This window comes from Sphingomonas arantia (assembly GCF_042682045.1).
GTDB classification, from domain to species: Bacteria; Pseudomonadota; Alphaproteobacteria; order Sphingomonadales; family Sphingomonadaceae; genus Sphingomonas_R; species Sphingomonas_R arantia.
Map to the genome: position 1 here is coordinate 86612 of NZ_JBHUGS010000004.1, position 22853 is coordinate 109464.

Genomic DNA, 22853 nt, shown 5'->3' on the forward strand with positions numbered 1-22853 from the left:
GAGGGCTTTTCTGGGGCGTTTGGGTTGGACGGGCTTTCTTGCGTAAGCCCGCCACCCCGGCCCTCCCCCCGGTGGGGGAGGGAGTCAGGTGATGACGTCGGGATCGGTGCGTCCGGTGTGGTGTTTGATGTTCGCGAGCTTCTCGGCGGCGGTGATGAGGGGGGCCAGGGCTTCGGCGACTTCGTGGCCGAGTTTGCCGTCCTTGGGTTCGTAGCGTTCGAGGTAGAGGCGGAGCGTGGCGCCTTCGGTGCCGGTGCCGGAGAGGCGGAACACGATGCGCGATCCGCCGTCGAACAGGATGCGGACGCCTTGCTTCAGGCTGACCGAGCCGTCGGTCGGGTCGGTGTAGGCGAAGTCGTCCGCCGCGGTGACGGTGAGGCCCTCGACCGTCGTGCCGGGCAGCGTGGCGAGTTGAACGCGCAACGCCGTCATCAGCGCGTCGGCGCCGGCGGTGGGGACGCCCTCGTAATCGTGGCGGGCATAATAGTTGCGGCCGAACAGCGACCAGTGGTCGTGGACGATTTCGACGACGCTCTGCCGGCGGACGGCGAGGATGTTGAGCCAGAGGAGCACCGCCCAGAGGCCGTCCTTTTCGCGGACGTGGTCGGAGCCGGTGCCGGCGCTTTCCTCGCCGCAGATCGTGGCGAGGCCGGCGTCGAGCAAAGTGCCGAAGAACTTCCAGCCGGTGGGCGTTTCGTAGGCGGGGATGCCGAGCGCGGCCGCGACGCGGTCGGCGGCCTGGCTGGTCGGCATCGATCGGGCGATGCCGGCGAGGCCCTTCGCATAGGCGGGTGCGAGATGCGCGTTGGCGGCGAGCAGCGCCAGCGAGTCGGAGGGCGTGACGAAGATGTTGCGGCCGATGATGAGGTTGCGGTCGCCGTCGCCATCCGACGCGGCGCCGAAATCAGGCGCGTCGGGGGCCATCATGCGCGCGTGCAGTTCGTGCGCGTGGACGAGGTTCGGGTCCGGATGGTGGCCGCCGAAATCGGGGAGCGGCGTGCCGTTCACCACCGTGCTGGGCGCCGCGCCGAGCCGGCGTTCGAGGATCTCGGTGGCGTAGGGGCCGGTGACCGCGTGCATCGCATCGAACGACAGCCGGGTGCCGGACGCGATCATCGCGCGGATCGCGGGGAAATCGAACAGGGTCTCCATCAGATCGGCATAGGCGGCGACCGGATCGACGACCCGGACGCGCGTGGTACCGACCAGCGTTTCGCCGTCGCGGTCGAGATCGACGTCGGGCGTGTCGAGCGTCAGGTAGCGGTCGATCGTCTTGGTTCGCGCGAAGATGGCGTCGGTGATCGCCTCGGGCGCGGGGCCGCCGTTGGCGATGTTGTATTTGATGCCGAAGTCCTCGTCCGGGCCGCCGGGGTTGTGGCTGGCCGACAGGATGAGGCCGCCATACGCCTTGTGCAGGCGGATCATGTGCGAGGCGGCGGGGGTGGACAGGATGCCGCCGCGGCCGACCAGGACCGTGCCGAACCCATTGGCGGCGGCCATGCGGATCGCGGTCTGGATCACCTCGCGGTTCAGGTAGCGACCGTCGCCGCCGATGACGAGCGTTTCGCCCTGGATCTCGGCGAGGCTGTCGAACACGGACTGGATGAAGGTCTCGGCATAATGGGGCTGCGCGAAGATGCGGACCTTCTTGCGCAGGCCGGACGTGCCGGGTTTCTGGTCGGTGAAGGCGGTCGTCTGGACGGTCTGGATCACGCGTGGTTCCCCCGGGGCGATGTCGCGGGGCGGGGGTATGCGGATATCGTTACGGTCGCAAGTTTGGGCGGGCGTCGGGCGGCGACGGGGGACAGATGGGGCGGGGGGTGATTGATCGATCGGCGGCCATTGCGGACCGGGGAGGATGGATCGACGGCGTCCGTCGCCTCAACTGCGCTGCGGGCGTCTGCTACTGGTGGAAAGCAGTCCGTCGGCTTTCTGGCCGCTGGCGCCAATCCGTGCAATCGGGTGCCGATGAGCACTGTTTACAAATCGGCGGCTTCGATCGGCTTTTTTGGTGAGGACCTTGATCCGGTAGAGATTACGACTTCTCTCGGCGCGGCGCCGACCGTCGGGGTACGGAAGGGTGGCGTATGGCGTACCAAGGCAGGAGCGGAAAAAGTTGCCCTGCAAGGTTCGTGGCGCATGGAGGCAGAACGACGCGAGCCGGGTGATCTGGATGACCAAATCAACGAACTACTTGATGGTCTATCGAGTGATCTTCGCGCATGGCGGTCATATTCCAAACGGTATCGCGGACGAGTTTTTGCGTGGCTTGTTCCTCGCCAGCGGGAATGAGGGTCTTACCCTGAGGTCTGAAACGCTTGCCCGCCTTGGTGATCGAGGCCTCCTTATAGACCTTGATATATACGGCTCGGACGACCCCGCCTAAATATCTGCAGATGGTGGATAGCGGAAGTTCCCGATCAGGGGTTCCGCCGCATCAGGATATGACAAGCTTTGATCGAAGACGTGAATCTTATCCGGGTGCCTAGAACGCGAGCGGCCTGAATGAGATGAAGCGGTTGCCATCCAAGCATGGCTGCTCCGGCGACCGTTCTCTCGTCGACAATATCGTGGCCAGGCTCCACGGCCCCGAGCAGTATACGGGCAGTCTCTTTCGGAGGTGGCAGCAGCGCACACTCATTGCTCTGAACTTCCCGCCTCGGCTGCCCAGCATATAGGAAGAACTCCGTAACGCTCCCGTCAGGTGCTAGGTTGATGCGCAGGAACCGCTCTTCGGACGAGAAGTAATATCGCTTCATGACAAGCGATCCCATCCGCTCCTCGACCTCTTGCGCTGGGCCCTGCCAAACCGGCCCTAACCTACGCACCAAAGCCAACGCCGTGATAGGCGACACGAAAAGCGGACGCGTGATCGTCGCCGGGAGTTTTTCACTGCTTGGAGGAACGCTAGATTCCGAAGCCCCGGCATATGTCGCGACACCGAGGAAAACGACTTTGATGGCTAGAACGTTTCTCGTCACTGTCATCATTTAAAACAGGTGAACGACCGTCCGCAATTGGCCGTTAGCGGATGTTCCACGATTCCTGCTCAACAATCGTTTAACGGGAATGTCCGGGTTTGGTGGTTAGCCGCCGTTCCGACGAACTGTCTTTGCAACCATCCAAAGGTGAAAAAACTGTGCTGCAAGGAAGACCATTCCGAGCGCGATGAACGACGGGATCACCATGCCCTCCTGGCCGGGCCGGGGCCCCGTGCTGGCAAGCAGGACACCGACGCTACCGAGCGTGAGAATTGACAGTGCGGGAATGAATGTAAGCGCCATCCAGCGTGGGACGGACCAAGTTACTTCGCCGTCTAACCACCACTGCATCGGCAATCGATCTTCACTTCGAAAGCGCGCCTCGGCACGAAGCGCGACGCCGCAGAGCACCAAGCCGAAAACTATGCCGATCAGCACTATCGTCATAGACCGCCTCCCGATGATCCCATAATAACGCAATCCGAGATGTCTGCAAATGGGCGTTTGAAGCCACTCCTACCGGATCGCAAATCGAAGGCCCGGAGGTGGTGGTTCGCAGTCCGACCGCTATTCGGAAGCGAGATGGCGTTCGCCGACATCATGTGACGTCGTCGTTTCTACCGAGCAGGGCGGCGTTCCAGGAACGGCCATGTTCTGGCGCTAAATGACAAACCGGCCCAACTCGTTTGCCGGGAAGGTTCGGAACCGCCGGAACCCGCCCTGCACTGCGTTGGCAAGAGACGCGATAGCCGCGATATCGCCGGCATCTGCCTTTCGGGAATCCTCTTCGGTCAACATCACCCCGACAGTAAAGGAGACCGCACTGATCGCGACAGGAACCGCAAGGACGTGCCGCCCGCGCATCCCGTTCGAAACCGTGACATCGACCGCATAGAGACTAAACTGGTAGTCACGTTCTGCGATCAGCACCCTTGGCCCTGTGAGGCAATATCGAGGTTCATCGCCATCCAGTCGACCATAATCAGAACTGTATCTAGCCATCGATTCATTATGCAGCGGGGCCGCCTTGTTTTGAAGCGATAAGCCTCGTGATCTTGTGAATGTCCGATTTTGGTGGTCAGCGGACGCTATCTCACGCCCAGACAAACATGGCCAGTCCTCCCAACATGACGATCAGAACGATGCAACTCCATCTAGATGCGGCGCTGACAAAACGCTGGCGCTTTGTCCAGAACGCTTCGGTAGCGGCAACCAAAGCAGGAAGATCAGCATCGTGCGGGACCATTTGACCCACCCCCTGCAATGAGCGTCGCAGAAGCTCACGCAAACTCTCCGGATCGGCTGGCTTTTCGATGGGGCGGATCACAACGCATTCGCCCTCTGTCGTGATTGAATAGGGCTCACCCGCTCGTCCGAAGGCTCGGGTGTAGATACCGTCACGGACATCTGCCGCTTCGATGTGCTGCTCAGCTTCCTCTACGGAAGAAAACACAAGGAGTGGCTCGTCTGCTTCGATGAAAAGAGTCGTCATGTCGGCAACCTCTCAACCAAACCAAATGTCCACAATTGGGCGTTAGCGGACATCCGAGTGGTGGCGGTGTCGAACGTCTGGTTTTGGTGGGAAGCGGACGTTCGGATTAGGATAATGTCGGCCTAAACACCCATAAGCGCGTCCCATAGCGCGAACGAATAAGTCGAGGTTCGAGTGAAGTTGACGCGATGACGCGACACGAGAATCTGACCATCGTGGGTATTTGCTACAGAGACTAGAATGCCTTCCGTCAGGTCGGCCACACCCAGGTCCGCATCGAAGTAACAGGCATCATGATACTCAAGGTTGCAACGGGCTTCAATTTCTGCGCCCCTTTGTGAAGAAATCGTGATCTTATAGTCGATTTCGCGTCCAGTACCGTTTCGATTGCGAATGTTGCCGCGGATCGGCCCTGTGTTGGGAGAATTGCTTCTGAAAATGATCGGCCAGAAACCGAACGATTCGTGAATTTTTACGGCTTCAAGCCGCAGAACTAAGTTTCCGGCTTCTAGCGGCGCCGCAACGGGTGCGGTGGTGCGGGCCCAGCCGAGGCCAAATATAGGAATAGCTAATATCAGGATAGCAACCAGCCACCCAATCCATATTTTACTCAACCTCATCATACAGTCGGCCATAACTGGTTTTACTATGTTCGCAATTGAGGGCTTTGGACGATCATGCGATCGTTGGCCCGAACGTTCGGGTCTGGTGGTTAGCAGACCTACTGGGCGTCTTGTGTAGGTGGTGGCTCAGCCAGAAGGCCGACACTTGCGCGGGTGGATTGCGCCCACCGCATCATGCAGACGAAGTTGGGCCAAGGCAGTCCGTCCAGATCGCCGTTTGGCGTAAGGTCCGCTCGGCGCTGACCAAGCTTGTCTTTGGACCAGACTAGCTGATCCAACCTGATGCCGCACTTGACGGCCTGCGCCGCTATTGCCTGCTCAGATGGTGCAGCGGCAGCAAGCAGTAGTGCGGGGATGAGCATCATTTGTTGATGATTGCTCGAAATCGCGAATGTCCGCAATTGGGCGTTAGCGGACATTCTCGAAGTCGTTGCGTCGAACCATCTTGAATGGTCGTTTCCGGGCGGTTCAATTGTTCGTTTACGGCAACAGCCGCCCAGGGGCGTCGGTTAGGTGAACACGTCCGTGCCCGCGCCGGCCGGGGCGGGCCGCGTCGCGGTGATCAACTGGGACCCTTGAAGCCTTGCGCGATCACGTACCATTCCGAGCTGTCCTTGCGGCTGGCGGGGGGTTTGGCGTGTTTTACGGTGGTGAACATGCGTTTGAGGAGGGCGACGAGGTCGCTGTCCGCGCCGCCGGCCAGGACCTTGGCGACGAACGAGCCGCCGGGGCGGAGGATTTCGCCGGCGAAGACGGCGGCGGCCTCGACCAGGCCCATGGTGCGGAGATGGTCGGTCTGCGCGTGGCCGACGGTGTTGGCGGCCATGTCGGACAGCACGACGTCCGCCTGGCCGCCGAGCGCCTCGGTCAGCAGGCCGGGGGCGGTGTCGTCCATGAAATCGAGCAGCAGGATGTCGACGCCGTCGATCGGATCGACGGGGAGAAGGTCGATGCCGACGACGGTGGCCTTGGGACGGACCTTGCGCACGACCTGCGCCCAGCCGCCGGGCGCGATGCCGAGGTCGATCACGCGGTCCGCCCCGCGCAGCAGACCGAAGCGTTCGTCGAGTTCGATCAGCTTGTAGGCGGCGCGGCTGCGGTAACCCTCCGCCTTGGCGCGGCGGACATAGGGGTCGTTGAGCTGGCGTTCGAGCCAGCGGGTGGACGCGGCGGTGCGGCCGCGCCCGGTCTTGACGCGGACGCGGCCGCCGGAACCCCCGCGGCTCATGACTTCGCCCTTTCGCGACCCATCAGGGTCCGCAATATGCCTTCGCGGATGCCGCGGTCGGCGACGCCGAGCCGTTCGGCCGGCCAGATGTCGAGGATCGCGTCGAGGATCGCGCAGCCGGCGACGACGAGGTCGGCGCGCTCGTGCCCGATGCAGGCGAGCGTGGCGCGTTCGGTGACCGACATGCGCGCGAGCCGGGCGCTGATCGCGCGCATCGATTCGGACGGCACGATCAGCCCGTCGATCGCGCGGCGATCATAGGACGGCAGTTTCAGATGGACGCTGGCGAGCGTGGTGACGGTGCCGCTGGTGCCGAGCAGCCGCATGGGACCTGGCATCCGCGCGCCGATCGCACCGTGGAAGCCGGCGAACGCATCGGCCACGCGGGCTTTCATGCGGTGGTAGGCGGCCTCCAACGCATCGGCATCGTCGCCGATATGCGGGTCGTTTTCGCTGAGCGAGACGACGCCCCAGGGTGCGGAGAACCAGTCGACGATGCGCGGTTCGCCGGCCGCGGTGTCGATCAGCACCAGTTCGGTCGATCCGCCGCCGATGTCGAACACCAGCGCGGGCCCGTCGCCGGGTTCGAGCAGCGCGTGGCAGCCGAGCACGGCGAGCTTCGCCTCCGTCTCGGCTGTGATAACCTCCAGCGCGATGCCGGTTTCGCGGTGGACGCGGGCGACGAAGTCGGCGCCGTTGGTGGCGCGGCGGCAGGCCTCCGTCGCGACCGAGCGGACGAGCGTGACGTGGCGGCGCATGAGCTTGTCCGCGCAGATCGACAGCGCGGAGACGGCGCGGTCCATCGCGGCGTCGGACAGCCGGCCGGTGGCGGCAAGCCCTTCGCCCAACCGCACGACGCGGCTGAACGCATCGACGACGACGAAGCCGTCCTCCTGCGGCCGCGCGATCAGCAGGCGGCAATTGTTGGTGCCGAGATCGAGCGCGGCATAGGTGCCGCGGTCGGCGCGTGGCGGGCCGGTGCGCGGGCCTTGACGGGGGGGGCTGTCGGCTGCGCGGCTGGGTGAGCGGGTGCCGTCAGGGGCGTCGGCCGACGAACCTTTGGCAGGCTGGCCGTTGGCGCGCGTGGACGATGGATTGGGGGACCTGCCGGATGGTCCGGATGCCGCGCGTCCCGGCGGGTGGCCGGGGGACGGCGCGGCCTCGAAAGGGCGGTGCGCCATGGATCGAAAACTCTGTTCTGGGGCCGGCGGAGCATGACGCTGCCGGTGCTTGGGAAGGAGCGTAGCGGTGTGCCGTGCCGGGCACAAGCCGTCGCGCGTTTGGGGGCCGGCGGCGGGTGGCGGGCGATGCGGCGTTGACAGCCGCGGAGCGACCGATTAGGCGGCGGACACGCTGCTGCCCCGTCGTCTAAAGGTAAGACAACGGTTTCTGATACCGTTTATCGTGGTTCGAATCCACGCGGGGCATCCAGTGGCGTTCGGTGCGAGTTGGATCGCGCTTTTTCAGATCAGGTTCGCGGGTGCGGTAGGGGTCGGGCTGGGGGTGTCCCCGGTGGCGCTGTGCTGTGCGGTATTGCGGCCGGTCTTTCCGGTTTGACGATGCTTGAGGAGCGCCGGTCGGCTGCGCGATAGCTTCGCTGTTCCGTTGCTGAAGAGGTAGCACCCACCCCCCAACCCCCTCCCTTGAAAGGGAGGGGGCTGTGGTTTGGCTTTGGGTCGCGTAGCTCGGCCAGCCGGGTTTCCGTTACGTCCCGGCGAGGGAACAGGTGGGGGGCTGCCCTGTTCAGGGAGGCAAGTAGTAGATCGGAGCATGTGATGAAGACGGCATTGGTTGTGGGCGCGAGCGGGATTGTGGGGAGTGCGACGGCGGCGTTGCTGGTTCAGGAGGGCTGGACGGTCCACGGGCTGTCGCGGCGGCCGGGGGCGCAGGAAGGCGTGCAGCCGGTGGCGGCGGACCTGCAGGATGCGGCCGGCACGCGGGCGGCGCTGGCGGGGCTGCACCCGGACGCGGTGTTCATCACGACGTGGCTGCGGCAGGACAGCGAGGCGGAGAATATCCGCGTCAATTCCGCGATGGTGCGCAACCTGCTCGATGGGCTGGATGACGACGGGGCGACGCGGCATGTCGCGCTGGTGACGGGGTTGAAGCATTATCTCGGGCCGTTCGAGGCTTATGGCAAAGGCGCGCTGCCGCAGACGCCGTTCCGCGAGGAGCAGGGCCGGCTCGACGTCGAGAATTTCTATTATGCGCAGGAGGATGCGGTGTTCGCCGCCGCGGCGCGCGACGGGTTTTCGTGGAGCGTCCACCGGCCGCATACCGTGATCGGCAAGGCGGTCGGCAATGCCATGAACATGGGCACCACGCTGGCGGTCTATGCGACTTTGTGTCGCGAGACGGGGCGGCCGTTCCGTTTCCCGGGGTCGACGGCGCAGTGGGAGGGGCTGACCGACATGACGGATGCCGGGCAGCTGGCGCGGCATTTGTTGTGGGCGACGACGACGCCCGAGGCGGCGAACCAGGATTTCAACATCGTCAACGGCGACATCTTCCGCTGGCAGTGGATGTGGGGGCGGATCGCCGAGTGGTTCGGCGTGGAGCCGGCGCCGTTCGACGGGACGATGATGCCGCTCGAGACGCAGATGGCGAACGACGGTGCGCTGTGGGCGGAGATCGCGGCACGCGAGGGGCTGGTCGAGGCCGACCTGTCGCGGCTGGCATCGCCGTGGCACACCGATGCGGACCTAGGCCGGCCGATCGAGGTGGTGACGGACATGTCGAAGAGCCGGCGGATGGGGTTCACCGCGTACCGGCCGACGGACGACGCGTTCTACGACCTGTTCGCGCAGCTGCGTGCGGATCGCATCATTCCGTGAGGTGAGAGCTGGGGGACTGGCGGAGTTGGGCGTGCCCTGTTCCGCTGGTCCTCGACCGCGTCGTTCGGGGGGCGTAGGAGGCTGGAATGCCTGTTCGTGTCCGGAGACCTGTTGTGCGCCTTGCCGTTCTCATCGATGCCGACAACGCATCCCCTAACGTCATCGGGCCGTTGCTGTCCGAGGTCGCGGCGCTGGGGACCGCGGTGGTGAAGCGGATCTACGGCGACTTCACGATGCAGAACCTGGCCGGGTGGCGGAACCCGTTGATGGAACATGCGATCCAGCCGATCCAGCAGTTCCGCAACACGATCGGCAAGAACGCCAGCGACAGCGCGCTGATCATCGACGCGATGGACCTGCTGCACCAGGGCAGCCTGGACGGGTTCTGCCTGGTGACGAGCGATAGCGACTTCACGCGACTGGCCACGCGGATCCGCGAGAACGGGCTGACCGTGTTCGGGTTCGGCGAGAAGAAGACGCCCAAGCCGTTCATTACGGCGTGCGACCGGTTCATCTATACCGAATTATTCCGCCAGAAGGGGGCTGCGGCAGCGGCGGTCGCGGCGGGGCCGGTGTCCGTGCCGGCGACGCGGACGCCTTCGCGGAACGAGGCTCCGCGGGCGGCGGCCCCTGCGCCGGTGGCGGCGGCTCCGGCGGCGACTTTGGCGAGCCCGGCGGATTTCCGGCCGGCGCTGGACGAGGCGTTCGATGCGGTGATCGGCGACGACAAGCGGGTGCCGTTGGGGGTTGTGGGGGCACAGATCCAGAAGCTGATGCCGGACTTCGATCCGCGGAACTACGGGATGCGGAAGCTGTCCGATCTGGTGGAGAATGAGGACGGGTACGACATCCTGCGCGAGAAGGTCGCGACGGGTGGGGACCGGTTGTATGTGGAGCGGGTGAGTAGTGCGCCGGTGCGGCGGCGGTAGTGTCGGTTGGTCTCCGTAAAATCCCGTTCGGTTCGAGCTAGTCGAGAACTGGGCGATGTTCTCGACAGGCTTGAACCAAACGGGATTTTTTTCAAACCCCGTTCGTCCTGAGTAGGGGCTGAGCGCAGTCGAAGGCCCGTATCGAAAGGGTTGCGCTTCGTGCCTCGAGACGCGCCCTCGATACGCTCCTGGGGGGCTACTCGGTCGCTACTCAGCATGGACGGGGTTTGGGGGCGGGGTCCGGTGGGGCCGGAACTGCGCGGTGTTCTCGTTCTTCGACAGGCTCAGGAGGCTCGAACCGAACGGGGATTGGCCGGATGTGGGGTGTGTTCGTAGCCGACTGGTTCGGCTGTTCCGTTCTTGGCCGGCGGGGCTTCTCGACTTCGCTCGAAGGGTCCCTCGATTTCGCTCGGGATGGGCGGATTTGGGGGTTTTGTCTTTACTCTGCCGCGTCGCGGCTGACGTGTTTGGCGGCGTAGAGCGCGCGGTCGGCTTCGGCGAGGAGGCGGTCGAGGTCTGGGCGGGGGGCGGTGGCGAGCGTGGAGCCGATCGAGGCGCCGACCCGGACGCCGCCGGACCCGACCCGGCAGGGCGCGTCGAAGCAGGCGCGGAGCCGGGCGGCGAAGGGGGCGACCTCGTTCCCGTGGCGGACGGGGGCCTGGATCACGACGAATTCGTCACCGCCGACGCGCGCGGCCAGATCGGTCGGGCGGAGCGCGGCGCGCAGCCGGTCCGCGACCTCCGCCAGCACGGCGTCGCCGGCGGGGTGGCCGTGGCGGTCGTTGATCGGCTTGAACCCGTCCAGATCGCAGTAGTGGACGGCGAGCATCGGCGCGGCGCTGGTCGGCACGATCCGCGCGAAGGCCTGGCGCAGGCCGAAACGGTTGAGCAGGCCGGTCAACGGATCGTTGCGCGCGACGGTCGACATCTCCTGCGCCGTGGTGATGTGGCGGCGGGCGGCGTCGTACCCCTGCCGGACGGTGCCGAGGGCGGCGACCAGGAACAGCAGGAGGCCGACCGCGAGGATGTCGTGATGCGGTTCGGGCGTGACCCAGGCGGCCGCGGCGACGGGCACGACGGTGACCATCAGCGCCAGCCCGCAGACGAGCGGGCGGACCGACAGCCGCGCGATGACCCCGGAGCAGAAGCCGAACATCATGCCGACGACAAGCATCTGGAACACCGGGTCCCCGATGGCGAACATCCGCAGGCAGAGCCCGCTGAGCAGCGCGGAGAACAGGATGAGGCCGAGGCTGTAGCGCAGTTCCCAGGTGGCCGCCGTGCGCGCGTCGGGCAGCGTCCCGCCGGCCGCGCGACGGACGCGGCGGAACCGGCGGAGGAGGAAGATGCGCGGAATCTGCACCACCGCCCCGGCCAGCGTGATGGCGGCGGTGATCGGATCGTTCATCGCGATCGCGAGGTACAGGCCGAGGCTGGTGAAGATGAGCCCGGCGATCCAGGTCGACCCTTCGATATCGAACATCGCGGAGACGAGTTCGACATAGACCGGATCGGGTTCGGGATCGGTGCGGAAACGGGCAAACATGGGTTGGGGTAACATGGATCAGGTAAAAGAGTTCGGAATAATTGGACGCCGCGGTCGGCGGGCGGCCGCAATTGGAGCGGGCTCAGACCAAGCTGGAAGGCCGGGATGAGGTCATTCCCGCCCCCTCGATCGTTTAACGCACAAATCCCGGTGCTCCGAACCGATTAAGGAAAAATGCGAAGATGTCGGCACGCTCGTCAAGACTCTGGTCTCGCGTAGACCCGAGGCCGTGTCCGGCCTTTCCGTCGGATCGGATCACGACGAGATGTTTGTCACCCCATTTGGCACGCATCATGGCGACCAGCTTTGCCGACATCCATGGATCGACGCGCTTGTCGTTCAGACCGATCGTGAAGAGGAAATCGGTGCCGCCTTTCGCGCCGGGCAACAACAGGGTCGAGTCCTGCGCCGCAAGCGCCCTGAACCCGCTCTCCGTTGTTGGATCACCCATTTCGCCATATTGATTGGGGCCGTTGTTGGCCGACGCCAGTCGGATCGGATTGACGATGCCGACACGCGTTACCGCTGCCGCAAAGAGGTCGGGTCGCTTCAGAGCCGCCGCAGGGACGAGCAGCCCCGCGGCGCTGGCACCGAACAGGCCGAGCGTCCGGGGGGTGGCATAGCCGAGCGTGACCAACCGCTCCCCGCAAGCGATCAGGTCGGCGTGACTGTTGACCTTGTTCGCCTGCATCCCGCCACGGTGCCATGCCTCGCCAAGCTCGCCGCCACCGCGGATATGGCAGTAGGCATAGACGCCGCCGCGCTGGTTCCAGACGTCCCAACTGGCGGAATAGAATGGCTGGCCCGATACGCCGTAGCTGCCATAGGCGTCGATCACCGTCGGCCCCGGCCCCTTTCGTCCGTCGGCAAAGACGATGGTCAGTGGCACCTTGGTGCCGTCGGCACTCGTCGCCACCTCCTCGACGACATGACGCCGGCCGGCGGACGGTGGGGTGGCGTTCGCCAGACCGATCGTTGCGACTCCACCAGCGGTGGCGCGGTAATAGACGTCGCCGACCGTGTAGCCGCCCATCGAGAAGGACACCGACTTCCGATCCGGTGACGGTGTCATGTCGTTGATCGACTGGCTGGCCGGTAGCGCGAGTTTGACCGGGGCGCCGCCCTTGCTCGGTACAAACCACAGTTCGCTTGCCGCGGACGGCAGGGTCGTGGTGACGTACAAACCGGTCGTGGTTCCGATGATGTTGGCAAGCACGCGTCCGTCCGAACGCATGATGACCCGGCTTTTCGAAAGCGATGGCGCGCCGCCGCCGAGGTCGATCGCGCGTAGTTCGCCATTCTCGTCGGTCCTGCTCGTCAGATAGTAGAGCGTGTCACCGACGATGTCGGCGAAGGTGACGCGGTCGTCATAGTCTGCGAGCTTCGTCCATGCGGGCTTGCCGGCGCGCAGATCATCGAGCCTGCCGACCGCGATCGGAACTTCGACACGGGCGTTTGCCGCTATTGCCAGCACCCAGCGCGAGGTCGGATCGGGCATGACGATCGGGAATTGCGCGGGATCGACCCGAAAGCCCCGATCCGGGCCGCTGCCGCCAAGCACCGCCACGTCCTGGCTGATCGGCGTACCGATCACGTGCCGATAGGCGACCATCCCCTTCATCTGATCACCGTTCGCCGCGGGGCCGAGGCGTGTATAGGTCACCGTCCTGTCGTCGATCCAGGCGACGCGGAACTCGCCCCATACCGGGGTCAGCACGTCGGGACCGGGCCGGCCAGTGGCGACACCGTAGAACCGGATCGCACCGGTTTCGCCGCCGCCTTCGCCGATGTGGATGGCGACATAGCGACCGTCCGGCGAAACCGAGAAGCTCGAGATCGCACGCGGCGTCTTGTCGTCGCTGCCGGCCATCGGGTCCAGCAGAAGTCGGTCCCTGCCGGCTTTCCGTACCATCAGCACGGGTATCTGCTTGTCGGGGGCAAGCATCTGGTAGAACAGCTTGCCGCCGGCTTCCTGTACCGAATTGTAACGGTTGCTGGCGCGGCTCAGCGCCTGCATGTCCCTGTACAAGGCCTCGCGACCCGGCACGGCCGAAAGCTCGGTCGTCGTATGCAGGCTCGACGCGTTGACCCATTGTTCGAGTGCGACACGGTGTTCCGGCTTTTCCATCCACCGATAAGGATCGTCGATGGAGATGCCGAACACGGTTTCGCGGAACGGCTCGGCCGTCGGCATGGGAGGAAAGTTCGAAAGGCCAGTTTTATTGGCCGGTTGTGCGAGTATGACAGCCGGTACCAGCAACGTTGCCGCTACAAGTCCCCTGATCATGGCGTGCCCCCTTCGGATCGACGCGATCAATTGATGATATAGTTGACCCATTCGGACTGCCCGGTCAATATACAACCGGCGGACGGTCCAGGCGTCTGCATCATCATTTGCTGCCGATGCTCATCAGATACGATCCTTGTTCACCTGCGCGATCCGGCCACCTCCACCTGTCTTTCGCCGGCTGCGTTGCGGCAGGCGAGGTTCGTCCGTAAAAGGGCAGGCCGATCGACTGCGCTCATCTAGCGTCGTGCATCCTGTCCCGCGCCGCCTGTCACCGCGTTGCGGGGTTTATCGGGGAGGCACATGGAACTGCGCTGGCCGTCCAGTCGAAATCGTAGGTGGTTGGGACGTTCTCGCCATTGCCGACGGCCGGTTTCTGCCCGGTGGGCGTGTAGGACAGCCAGCCCATGCTGTTGTCGAACGCGGCGATCCGCGCGTTGTCACGCTGGGCGTCGGCCGCACTGATTTCCGGTTGTTCGACGCGCGATCCGCGGACCATGCGGACGGACCCGTCGCGCAATTCCCACGCGCGATGATAGTTGCGGCCGAAGATGCGCGTGTCGAAGCTCGGTTTTGACGACCATTGTTTGGCCTGCGTCGACGTCGGCAACCTGACCGTCGTGACGTGGCAGCTATAGTCCGGCTTGGTGTAGAAGGGTGCGTCGCTGTTCCGGTCCTGCGTCCGCGCCCGCCGCTCCGGCGGGTTGAACCCGCCACCGGGAAGCGCCAGCGACTTGGCGCCATTGCCATCATCGTCCCAGTTCACCGTCCCGGTGCCGGTGATCGTCAGGATGCTGGCTTGGGCCTTCTGGTCGTAGCGCCACTGCACATCGTCGATCGCCTGCCAGATGTCGCCGATCGCTCGCTGACGGAACGCGTCGAGCATCTGGCCGGCCGTCACCGAGGAGAATTGAACCTGTTGCTGAAGGCCTTTGACGCCCCGGACGATTTCGGTCGACACGATCCGGGCGGGCTTGTCGAAGCCGGCCCGCGCATCGATTTCGAACAGGCTGATTTCGTCGGGCGTGGTGGCCGGCTGCCACCCCAGTTTCTCGATGCCGGTGCCGCCCGCGGTGAGCGGCAGGACCCAGTTGACCGGGAAGACGGGCCGGGCGCCCGGCAACGCGACCTGCGGCAAGGTCCCGTCCAACCAGTAGGTCGCGCCGTCGATGCGCGCGCGCACGAGCACATGATCGAACAATTGCGGAAGCGGCAGGCGTTGATCGAGACCGTCGTCGTTCCCGCTGGAATTGACGAGGACGGGTTCCGCGTCGACGCCAAGTTCCCCAAGCAGCGCGAGCAGCAGCGTGGTCTTCCCCTTGCAGTCCCCATAGCGACGCTGCCAGGTTTCGTCGGCGGACGCGGGGATCAGGTTGCCGCCGTTGAGGCCGACATAGATGTAGCGCACGTCCTGCTGAACCAGTTTGAGCGCCGCGGCCGCCCGATCCAGCGGACGGGTGTTCGCCGCGGCGATGCGGGCGGCCTCGCGCTTGACGGCGGAGTTCGGCGCCAGCGTCGACGCTTTGGTGAACAGCGGTGAGAAATGGCGTGAAACGGCGGGCCAGTCGGAGAAGTCGCTATATTCGATGGCACGCTGCCACTGGTAACGTGCCGGCGCGTCCTTCGGCGCTGACAGGGTGGCGGGGTTGTCGAAGCGGAAATTCACAGAATGTTCGCTGATCGTCATCGCCGAGGTCATATCGGCCGTGCTCTTCAGGTTGGGCTTTTGGCGGGGTTCCCAGCTCAGTCCCAGACGATAGCGGCCCGGTGAAGGGCTTGGCGTCAGCATGAGGAGCCCGGACTCGTTATGTCCGAGCGTCCGGTCGTTCGCGAAGGTCGTGAGGCGGACCTCCAGTTCGTCGCCGACCCGAAGGTCCGGCACGCGCAGGACCGCGGTCAAAGTCCCGTCCAACTTTGCGGCTTCGAGCTGATCCTCCCGCCGCAGGATTTCGAACGCCGTGCCCTTGAGCACGTCGACGACCTGGTTTTCACGGAAGACCTTGATGTCGTGGACGATCGGGGCACCCGCCGCCGGGTCCCATGCGATCGAGATATTGCCGAGTTGCAACGCGCTCGGTTGGAGGATCCTGATACGCGATCCGAGATACTGGGCCTGTCCCTGATCACTCAGGTGAACCTCCAGATCCTGGCGACGGATGAAGACCGGGCCGCTGACGGTGTCCGGCACCGGCAACAGTTCGGAGGACGACGCCCAGGCCGGCGCGGGGCCGCGGCGGACCTGCTGGGGCTGGGCATCGCCCGGCGTACTGATGAGAACCGACGCCAAAGCCAACAGCGTAATGCGCACCGATACCCCCCCCACCCACAAGATCACCCTTGTGGCAGAGCCGGGACCGCTTTCAAGTCACCGTACGCGTTAATCGGTCCTGTTCATGCTGGAGGCCGCGATGCCGCCGGACGTGCCGATCGCCAGCCGGCAGTCTGTCGATGTGGCGGCTCCGCGCGAGGCGGTCTGGGTGGTGGTGACCGGTAGCGGAGCGATCGGGGTGTCGCGTTGCGTTCCGCAAAAATCTCTGCAGTCTCGCCTGGTAGCGTCAGACACGGATCGAACCGTGTCGCGCTTCGCTATTCGGGCGTGATCAGAGCGAGGGATGTCAGATGGAAGCTGCGGACGTATTCAAGACACTCGACGTAGAGCTGAAACCGGATCCGGCCCGCACCGTCATACGGCCATTCAGCTTCAGCTATCCCGGCGCGTTCGCCGAGGGGCGGCCCACCCGTTCCGAAGCGGTGGCGGCACGGCTGATGGCTTTGGCGCCCGAGATGCGCGCGCGCATGCTGGAGCTTCTCCACGATGCCATGAAGCCGCGGCACAGGAACGTCGACCAGGTATTCCTGCGCCGCTTTGCAGAGGTAAAGGACGAGCTGGGCGTCGCGGTGGAGTCAGAGTGCGACCAATTGCTGATCGGCGCCTATTTCAGTCAGGAATATGCTTTTGAGAGCGCGGCACTCTTCAACCCATCGATCGTGCCCATTCCCGATCAAGACCGGGGCGATGACAGCATCGGCTTCGTTCTGTCGCTGCGTGGCGTGGGCGAGGGGCACATTTCGTCGGTGACGTTCCGATCGGGCACGTGGGACGGCGCAAACGGTCTGGTGATCGATCCGGCCAGCTCGCAAGGCGTGCCACCGCGGATCGAGCGCGACGACGATGCGGGCTGGGTGCGGCTGCGGTCCGACGACAGTGAAGATATTTCGGAAACCGTGATCTTCCCGACGCTGCCCAGTCAGCGCCAGGGCGTCGAGGATCTGCGGCTCGTCCAGTTCACCGACGACGATGGCACCGAGAGCGTGATCGGCACCTATACGGCATTCGATGGCCGGGACGCGCGGGCGGAGCTCTTGCGCGGCGTCGACCTGCGCACGTACGAGATGCGGCCGCTGACGGGCGCGATGGCCGCGTACAAGGGCATGGCCCTCTTCCCCCGACGGATCGATGGACAGTTTGTCATGCTCGGCCGGCAGGACAATGAGAATATCTGGCTGTTGCGGTCCGACGACCTGCATCACTGGGACACCGGCGAGATCATCATGGGACCGCGCTACCCCTGGGAGTTCGTCCAGATGGGCAATTGCGGGTCGCCGATCGAGATCGACGAGGGATGGCTCGTGTTTACGCACGGAGTCGGCCTGGTGCGCGGTTATTGCGTGGGCGCGTGCCTGCTCGACAAGGCCGATCCGACAAAGGTGCTGGGGCGAACGCCGTCGCCTTTGCTGTTTCCGAGCGGCGAACAGCGTGGGGGCTACGTCCCCAATGTCACCTACAGCTGCGGCGCGCTGCTGCACAAACGACGCGTGTTGTTGCCGTACGCGATCGCCGATGAATACTCCGCCTTTGCGGTTGGCAGTGTCGACGACATATTGTCCGTGATGCGGTAGGCCTTGGGCGCCGAAGATCGGTCACCGACGCGTGTCCGAAGTCTGGCATCGTGAGTGTGGTCACAAATGGCCGCCATCGGGCCGTAGCCGGTCCGGCCAGACTTCGGTTCGTCCCGACAGTTCCCGGACGTCTTCGACGGCAACGCCGGGCGGTCTGGCTCAGCCGGCCGAGTTCGAGGTGAGACGCAGCAATCGTCCGTCGGTGCCGTCCTCGAGGACCCACAAGGCTCCATCAGGGCCGGACATGACCGCGCGGATGCGGGTGCCCATGTCCCAGCGTTCGGCCTCCCGTGGAACGGGACCGTCGAATTCGATCCGGACGAGCGCAGACGATGCCAGCCCGCCGACAAATGCCGAGGTTTTCCACTGCGGGAACATGTTGCCCCGGTAGAATGCGAAGCCGGCGGGTGCGATGACCGGGTTCCAGTACAGCACGGGCTCCTGAAACTTCGCCTGTCCGGCGGGCGAGGGGATCGGCGTGTCGTCGTAATTCTTGCCGTAGGAGACGACCGGCCAGCCATAATTCTTGCCGCGCTCGATCAGGTTCAGCTCGTCGCCGCCCTGCGGACCCATTTCGGTTTCCCAGAGACGGCCCTGCGGATCGAACGCCAGCCCGTAGGAATTGCGGTGGCCGGTCGTCCAGGTTTCGGCGGGGGTCAGGTTCGGGGCGGGCATCGTCGCCTTGCGGATCGCGGCGGTCGCGGCGGCGCCGGTGTTCTCCGGCGGGTCGATCACGCCGATGGTCGTGCGACCGACCGTCCCGGCGCCGGGATTGTCGGGGGCCGGTTTCCCGTCGAGCGTCAGATGCAGGATCTTGCCCAGCGCCTGATCCGGATCCTGCGCCGGCGTGAAACGCTGCCGTTCGCCCGAGGTGAGGAAGAGCGAGCCACCGTCCGGCGCGAACGCGATATAACCGCCGAACTGGCCGCCCGCGCCACGCGGCAACTGGCGCCAGATGACCTGCAGATTCTCAAGCGCCGGCTGCGCTGCATCGGTGTTCAACGTCGCACGGGCGAGCGCCAGACCGTCGCCGCCGTCACCCGGTTCGGAATAGGTCAGGTAGACATGGCGGGTCTTGGCGAAATCGGGCGACGTCGCGACGAACAACAGTCCGCCCTGGCCCTCGGCATGCACGGCCGGCAGGCCGCGGACGGGTGTCTTGACCCCCGCACCGGTCACCAGCCAAAGCCGACCCGGCTTCTCGGTCACCAGCATCCGCCGATCCGGCAGGAACGCGAGCGCCCAGGGCGTGTCGAACGTCGCGACGACATCGGTCTTGAACGGCTTTGCGGTCGCCGCCTTGAGTGCCCCGTAATTGACCGGCGGGGCCGGCTCGCCCGGCGCAGCGGTCGTTTCGCGTGACTGCGCGGGTTGCGGCGACCCGCAGCCGATCAACAGCGACATCGTGGCCAGGGCCAACACAGGGTGAAATTGCACGGACGATCCTTTTGGCATGAGGGAGCGGTGTGCCCCAAAGGATGGGCGGTGACCAGCCGATCGCGCCGACGAACTGGTCGGACATGTCGAGTGCCGGTACCGGCCGGGCGAGCGGTCGGGTGCGGGTGCCGCTTCACAACTTTTTCGCAGGTCCGCGACGGAGTCGGCCTTCTCGATCGTTGGAGGGGATGAGTTACCGCGCTTACCCGCTCAGGCATAACCTATCATCGGAGCCGCAGGTCATGATCAACGCATTCTGGACGACGAGCCTGGCCGGTCTGGCCGTCCTGTCGGCGACAGCCGCCGGCGCGCAGACCCCCGAGACCCCGCGGCGAGCCGGGCGCGGCGGGGCGACCATGACGTTGCAGGACTTTACCGCACGAGCCGAGCGGCGGATGCTGGCCGGCGATGTCGACGGCGATGGTCGGGTGAGCCGGGCGGAGTTCCAGAGCGGCGGCAAGTCCGGCAAAGGCGGCAAGGGCGGCAAGGGCGATCCCGCGCGGCGGTTCGGGCGGCTCGATCGGAACGGTGACGGGATGGTCGATCGGCAGGAGATCGGCACCGTTGCCGCGCGGCGCTTCGCGCGCCTGGATGCGGACCGGAACGGATCGCTGACGCGTGAGGAGCGGGCCGCGGCGCGGACGGCCGCGGCGGATCCGGATGACACCGGCGCCTGACCCGACGACGGATAGCATGGCGGGGCGAAAGACCAGGTTTGGACGACCACGATCCGGATATAGCGATGCTCGCACGGGTCGGTCGCGGCGATGCGGCGGCGATCCGTATGCTGGTCGCGGCGAAACTGCCGCGGATCGTCGGGCTGGCGACGCGGTTGCTGCGCGATCCCGCCGCGGCGGAGGATGTCGCACAGGAGGCGTTCGTGCGGGTCTGGCGGATCGCCGCCAAGTGGCAGCCCGGCACCGCGCGGTTCGATACGTGGCTCCATACGGTGGTGCTCAACCTGTGTCGCGACCGGCTGCGGCGTCGTCGCGAGGTGTCGGACGATGTCGTGCCGGAGACGGCCGACCCGGCGCCGGATGCGGAGGCGGGGCTGATCGCGGCGGAGCGCGACCACCGGGTTGTGACGGCGATCGGTGGCCTGCCCGAACGGCAGCGCGACGCGATCCTGCTCGTCCATTATCAGGACCTGTCCGGTGCGGAGGCCGCCGCGGTGCTGGACGTCAGTATCGAGGCGCTCGAATCGCTGCTGGCCCGGGGGCGACGCACGTTGCGCGCCCGACTTTCCCCATCGCAGGAGGACGAGGCGCATGACTGATCCCCTGACGCTGACCCGCTTCCGGGAGTTGGCGGACGCTTATGGCGGGGCCGTCGCGCGCTGGCCGGAGCGTTACCGCGCGGCCGGGGTAAGCCTTGCCGCGACGCCCGCGGGTGCTGCGATCATCGCCGGGGCGGACGAGCTCGATGCACGGCTGGACCTGTGGCGGGTGCCGGCGCCGGCGGGGGATCTCGCCGCGCGGATCGTGGCCGGCGCGCCGGTCGTGACGCCCCGCGCCGCGTCGCGGCTGCGCTGGTGGTGGTCGGGGGTGGGGATCGCGGCGACGCTGGCGGGGGCGGCCGCCGGGACCGCGGCGGTGGCCATCGTCGTGCCCACTGAATCGGTGGGTGGCGGCAACGGCAGCACGTCGTTCGGCGATATCACCGGATCGGATGGATAGATGACGACGAAGCTGCGCATCGGGCTGATCGCGTCGATCATCCTCAACCTGTTCCTCGCGGGCGTGCTCGTCGCGGGCTATGCGTCGTTGCGGACCGGGGATCGGATGCTGAATGCCGGTTCGCTGCGGATTGCGGGGGCGGAGTTGCCCGCGGCCGAACGACGGCCGTTCCGGCGGGCGCTGCGGGAGGCGCGGCGGGCGATGCGCCCGACGGCCGTCGCATCGCGCGCGGCGAAGGCGGAGGCGGCGCGGCTGCTGCGCCGGACGCCGGTCGATCAGGCGGCGATCGCGGTGGCGCTGGACCGGGCGCGGACCGCGGACTTTGCAGTGCGGGCGGCGGTGGAACGGCGTGCCGTTGCGTTTGCCGCGGGGCTGCCGGCCGAGGACCGTGCCAAGCTGGCCGCGGCGATGGAACGTCGCGCCGGCAGGATCGCGCCCGCCGCCGAATAGCCGCGCGACGGATTGCCCGGGTTCGCGCGTTCAACCTGCATCAGACGTCGCGAGGAATGCCCGTGCCAGTTCAATCGGCCACACTGTCGCCCGCCGCGGTCGCGCTCAACCGGTTCGGGCTGGGCGCGCGGCCTGACGATGCACCGCCCGCCGATCCGAAGCGGTCGATCACGGATCAGTTCGCACGCTTTGAGGTCCGTCCCGCCCGCTTCGCCGCGCTCGCCGATGGCGGGGCGCTTGTCGCTCGCTACCGCGCGCAGCAGGAGGAGCGGCGGCGGTTGGGCAAGCAGGAGGCATCCGCGCAGGCGATGGCCGCGGTCAAGGTGGACCGCCGCGACATCGGGCAGGACGTGCAGGCGCTCTATGCCGAGGGTGTCCGCGCGCGCGCCGATGCGGCCGTCGCCAGCGATGCGCCGTTCGTCGAGCGGATGGTGCATTTCTGGTCGAACCATTTTTGCGTTTCGGCGGACAATCCGCGCGTCACCGCGCTGGTGCCGGCGTTCGAGCGGGATGCGATCCGGCCGCATGTGCTGGGGCGGTTCGAGGACATGCTGCTGGCGGTCGAACGCCATCCGGCGATGCTGCTCTACCTGAACCAGATGCAGTCGGTGGGGCCGGCCAGCCCGGCCGCCCTTCGCAACCCGGATCGCAAACGCGGGCTGAACGAAAATCTGGCGCGCGAGATCATGGAGTTGCACACGCTGGGTGTCCGCTCCGGCTATACGCAGGGCGACGTGACGGAGTTCGCGCGGGCGCTGACCGGCTGGTCGGTCGACGGGCTGGGCGGGGCCAAGGATCAGGGCGATCCGAACCGCTTCGTCTTTCGCCCGCCGCAGCACGAGCCGGGGGTCCGCACGATCCTGGGCAAGGGCTATGCCGAGGCGGGCGAAGGGCAGGCGCGCGGGGTGCTGGCGGATTTTGCGATTGCGCCCGCGACGGCGACGCATATCGCGACCAAGCTCGCGCGGCATTTCGCCGGGGACGACCCGCCGCCGGCGATGGTGGCGCGGCTGGCGGCGGTGTTTGCGAAGGGTAAAGGCGACCTGCCGACGCTCTACCATGCGATCGTCGCGTCGCCGGAGGCGTGGGTCGCGACGCCGACCAAGTTCAAGACGCCGTGGGACTGGACGATCTCCGCGCTGCGCGGCACCGGGCGGCGCACGGTTGGCGCGATGCAGATCGCGGCGTTGCAGACGCAGCTCGGCCAGCGCGTGTGGAAGCCCGGTGCGCCGGCGGGGTGGGACGATATCGCGGCGTCATGGTCCGGGTCCGACGCGCTGCTGCGCCGGGTGGAGATCGCGCAGCAGCTTGCCGCCCCGCTGGCCGAGACGATCGACGCGCGCGTGCTGGCGCCGCGGATCATGCCCGCGTCGCTGGCGGTTGCGACCGCGGACCAGATCGCCCGATCGGAAAGCCGGGCGGGTGCCATCGCGCTGATGCTTGTGTCGCCGGATTTCTTGAGGAGATGAT

Annotated in this window: 21 protein-coding genes and 1 tRNA gene; 10 read left to right on the forward strand and 12 right to left on the reverse strand. The window is 66.0% G+C overall.

Annotation, left to right across the window (positions count from 1 at the left end; genetic code table 11):
• Positions 1 to 84: 84 nt before the first annotated feature.
• On the reverse strand, positions 85 to 1713 hold the full coding sequence (locus ACFSGX_RS14385; protein WP_380930951.1) for an alpha-D-glucose phosphate-specific phosphoglucomutase: 1629 nt from the start codon (positions 1711 to 1713) through the stop codon (positions 85 to 87).
• A gap of 255 nt (positions 1714 to 1968) precedes the next feature.
• On the opposite strand from ACFSGX_RS14385, the gene ACFSGX_RS14390 reads away from it, so the two are divergent.
• The gene (locus ACFSGX_RS14390; protein ID WP_380930952.1) at positions 1969 to 2292 is read left to right on the forward strand and encodes a DUF4279 domain-containing protein; all 324 of its coding nucleotides are present in this window, start codon (positions 1969 to 1971) and stop codon (positions 2290 to 2292) included.
• A 128-nt stretch (positions 2293 to 2420) separates the two neighbouring features.
• Here ACFSGX_RS14390 and ACFSGX_RS14395 read toward each other — a convergent pair whose 3' ends face one another.
• The 7 genes from ACFSGX_RS14395 to ACFSGX_RS14425 all read right to left on the reverse strand — a co-directional run bounded on the left by ACFSGX_RS14395 (position 2421) and on the right by ACFSGX_RS14425 (position 7505).
• Complete coding sequence (locus tag ACFSGX_RS14395) at positions 2421 to 2990, reverse strand: hypothetical protein (protein ID WP_380930953.1); 570 nt, start codon at positions 2988 to 2990, stop codon at positions 2421 to 2423.
• A 96-nt stretch (positions 2991 to 3086) separates the two neighbouring features.
• The gene (locus ACFSGX_RS14400) at positions 3087 to 3428 is read right to left on the reverse strand and encodes a hypothetical protein (RefSeq protein ID WP_380930955.1); all 342 of its coding nucleotides are present in this window, start codon (positions 3426 to 3428) and stop codon (positions 3087 to 3089) included.
• 213 nt (positions 3429 to 3641) lie between these two features.
• Positions 3642 to 3911, reverse strand: coding sequence for a hypothetical protein (locus ACFSGX_RS14405; RefSeq protein WP_380930956.1), 270 nt, complete (start codon positions 3909 to 3911; stop codon positions 3642 to 3644).
• A gap of 163 nt (positions 3912 to 4074) precedes the next feature.
• Positions 4075 to 4473, reverse strand: coding sequence for a hypothetical protein (locus tag ACFSGX_RS14410; RefSeq protein ID WP_380930958.1), 399 nt, complete (start codon positions 4471 to 4473; stop codon positions 4075 to 4077).
• A gap of 122 nt (positions 4474 to 4595) precedes the next feature.
• The gene (locus ACFSGX_RS14415; protein ID WP_380930959.1) at positions 4596 to 5096 is read right to left on the reverse strand and encodes a hypothetical protein; all 501 of its coding nucleotides are present in this window, start codon (positions 5094 to 5096) and stop codon (positions 4596 to 4598) included.
• A gap of 562 nt (positions 5097 to 5658) precedes the next feature.
• Positions 5659 to 6324 carry an RlmE family RNA methyltransferase gene (locus tag ACFSGX_RS14420; RefSeq protein WP_380930961.1) on the reverse strand — a complete coding sequence of 222 codons (666 nt, stop codon included), beginning with the start codon at positions 6322 to 6324 and terminating at the stop codon, positions 5659 to 5661.
• Positions 6321 to 7505, reverse strand: a complete 1185-nt coding sequence (locus ACFSGX_RS14425; protein ID WP_380930962.1) for a Ppx/GppA phosphatase family protein — start codon at positions 7503 to 7505, stop codon at positions 6321 to 6323. The genes ACFSGX_RS14420 and ACFSGX_RS14425 overlap by 4 nt, the downstream gene beginning before the upstream one ends.
• A gap of 176 nt (positions 7506 to 7681) precedes the next feature.
• On the opposite strand from ACFSGX_RS14425, the gene ACFSGX_RS14430 reads away from it, so the two are divergent.
• The 3 genes from ACFSGX_RS14430 to ACFSGX_RS14440 all read left to right on the forward strand — a co-directional run bounded on the left by ACFSGX_RS14430 (position 7682) and on the right by ACFSGX_RS14440 (position 10087).
• Positions 7682 to 7755: transfer RNA gene (locus ACFSGX_RS14430), tRNA-Gln, on the forward strand.
• A 341-nt stretch (positions 7756 to 8096) separates the two neighbouring features.
• Positions 8097 to 9158, forward strand: coding sequence for an SDR family oxidoreductase (locus tag ACFSGX_RS14435; protein ID WP_380930964.1), 1062 nt, complete (start codon positions 8097 to 8099; stop codon positions 9156 to 9158).
• Positions 9159 to 9271: 113 nt separating this feature from the next.
• A complete protein-coding gene (locus tag ACFSGX_RS14440) occupies positions 9272 to 10087 on the forward strand; it encodes an NYN domain-containing protein (RefSeq protein WP_380930966.1) in 816 nt (271 codons plus the stop codon).
• A 439-nt stretch (positions 10088 to 10526) separates the two neighbouring features.
• Here the strand turns inward: ACFSGX_RS14440 and ACFSGX_RS14445 are convergent, their stop codons facing one another.
• The 3 genes from ACFSGX_RS14445 to ACFSGX_RS14455 form a co-directional block, all read right to left on the reverse strand.
• Positions 10527 to 11633 carry a GGDEF domain-containing protein gene (locus tag ACFSGX_RS14445; RefSeq protein WP_380930968.1) on the reverse strand — a complete coding sequence of 369 codons (1107 nt, stop codon included), beginning with the start codon at positions 11631 to 11633 and terminating at the stop codon, positions 10527 to 10529.
• A 133-nt stretch (positions 11634 to 11766) separates the two neighbouring features.
• Entirely contained in the window at positions 11767 to 13920 is a 2154-nt protein-coding gene (locus tag ACFSGX_RS14450; RefSeq protein WP_380930970.1) for a prolyl oligopeptidase family serine peptidase, read from the reverse strand.
• 271 nt (positions 13921 to 14191) lie between these two features.
• Positions 14192 to 16228, reverse strand: a complete 2037-nt coding sequence (locus ACFSGX_RS14455) for a DUF3857 domain-containing protein (protein ID WP_380930971.1) — start codon at positions 16226 to 16228, stop codon at positions 14192 to 14194.
• 311 nt (positions 16229 to 16539) lie between these two features.
• On the opposite strand from ACFSGX_RS14455, the gene ACFSGX_RS14460 reads away from it, so the two are divergent.
• Positions 16540 to 17820, forward strand: coding sequence for a glycoside hydrolase family 130 protein (locus ACFSGX_RS14460; protein WP_380930973.1), 1281 nt, complete (start codon positions 16540 to 16542; stop codon positions 17818 to 17820).
• Positions 17821 to 17979: 159 nt separating this feature from the next.
• Here ACFSGX_RS14460 and ACFSGX_RS14465 read toward each other — a convergent pair whose 3' ends face one another.
• Positions 17980 to 19257 (reverse strand): PQQ-dependent sugar dehydrogenase, encoded by a 1278-nt coding sequence (locus ACFSGX_RS14465; protein WP_380930975.1) that lies wholly within the window; start codon positions 19255 to 19257, stop codon positions 17980 to 17982.
• A gap of 242 nt (positions 19258 to 19499) precedes the next feature.
• On the opposite strand from ACFSGX_RS14465, the gene ACFSGX_RS14470 reads away from it, so the two are divergent.
• Genes ACFSGX_RS14470 through ACFSGX_RS14490 form a run of 5 tightly spaced genes read left to right on the forward strand, consistent with a single transcriptional unit; the run spans position 19500 to position 22852 of the window.
• Positions 19500 to 19934, forward strand: coding sequence for an EF-hand domain-containing protein (locus ACFSGX_RS14470; RefSeq protein ID WP_380930977.1), 435 nt, complete (start codon positions 19500 to 19502; stop codon positions 19932 to 19934).
• 11 nt (positions 19935 to 19945) lie between these two features.
• A complete protein-coding gene (locus ACFSGX_RS14475) occupies positions 19946 to 20533 on the forward strand; it encodes an RNA polymerase sigma factor (RefSeq protein ID WP_380931156.1) in 588 nt (195 codons plus the stop codon).
• On the forward strand, positions 20526 to 20933 hold the full coding sequence (locus ACFSGX_RS14480) for a hypothetical protein (RefSeq protein ID WP_380930978.1): 408 nt from the start codon (positions 20526 to 20528) through the stop codon (positions 20931 to 20933). Before ACFSGX_RS14475 ends, ACFSGX_RS14480 begins: the two co-directional genes overlap by 8 nt.
• Positions 20934 to 21383, forward strand: coding sequence for a periplasmic heavy metal sensor (locus tag ACFSGX_RS14485; RefSeq protein ID WP_380930980.1), 450 nt, complete (start codon positions 20934 to 20936; stop codon positions 21381 to 21383).
• 56 nt (positions 21384 to 21439) lie between these two features.
• Complete coding sequence (locus ACFSGX_RS14490) at positions 21440 to 22852, forward strand: DUF1800 domain-containing protein (RefSeq protein ID WP_380930982.1); 1413 nt, start codon at positions 21440 to 21442, stop codon at positions 22850 to 22852.
• Position 22853: the final 1 nt, after the last annotated feature.

Coding starts and splice junctions, on each gene's coding strand:
- ACFSGX_RS14450 (WP_380930970.1), bottom strand. CDS start 13,920: ATGATCAGGGGACTTGTAGCGGCAACGTTGCTGGTACCGGCTGTCATA.
- ACFSGX_RS14415 (WP_380930959.1), bottom strand. CDS start 5,096: ATGATGAGGTTGAGTAAAATATGGATTGGGTGGCTGGTTGCTATCCTG.
- ACFSGX_RS14460 (WP_380930973.1), top strand. CDS start 16,540: ATGGAAGCTGCGGACGTATTCAAGACACTCGACGTAGAGCTGAAACCG.
- ACFSGX_RS14480 (WP_380930978.1), top strand. CDS start 20,526: ATGACTGATCCCCTGACGCTGACCCGCTTCCGGGAGTTGGCGGACGCT.
- ACFSGX_RS14420 (WP_380930961.1), bottom strand. CDS start 6,324: ATGAGCCGCGGGGGTTCCGGCGGCCGCGTCCGCGTCAAGACCGGGCGC.
- ACFSGX_RS14425 (WP_380930962.1), bottom strand. CDS start 7,505: ATGGCGCACCGCCCTTTCGAGGCCGCGCCGTCCCCCGGCCACCCGCCG.
- ACFSGX_RS14445 (WP_380930968.1), bottom strand. CDS start 11,633: ATGTTTGCCCGTTTCCGCACCGATCCCGAACCCGATCCGGTCTATGTC.
- ACFSGX_RS14400 (WP_380930955.1), bottom strand. CDS start 3,428: ATGACGATAGTGCTGATCGGCATAGTTTTCGGCTTGGTGCTCTGCGGC.
- ACFSGX_RS14390 (WP_380930952.1), top strand. CDS start 1,969: ATGAGCACTGTTTACAAATCGGCGGCTTCGATCGGCTTTTTTGGTGAG.
- ACFSGX_RS14490 (WP_380930982.1), top strand. CDS start 21,440: ATGCCCGTGCCAGTTCAATCGGCCACACTGTCGCCCGCCGCGGTCGCG.
- ACFSGX_RS14395 (WP_380930953.1), bottom strand. CDS start 2,990: ATGATGACAGTGACGAGAAACGTTCTAGCCATCAAAGTCGTTTTCCTC.
- ACFSGX_RS14470 (WP_380930977.1), top strand. CDS start 19,500: ATGATCAACGCATTCTGGACGACGAGCCTGGCCGGTCTGGCCGTCCTG.
- ACFSGX_RS14485 (WP_380930980.1), top strand. CDS start 20,934: ATGACGACGAAGCTGCGCATCGGGCTGATCGCGTCGATCATCCTCAAC.
- ACFSGX_RS14410 (WP_380930958.1), bottom strand. CDS start 4,473: ATGACGACTCTTTTCATCGAAGCAGACGAGCCACTCCTTGTGTTTTCT.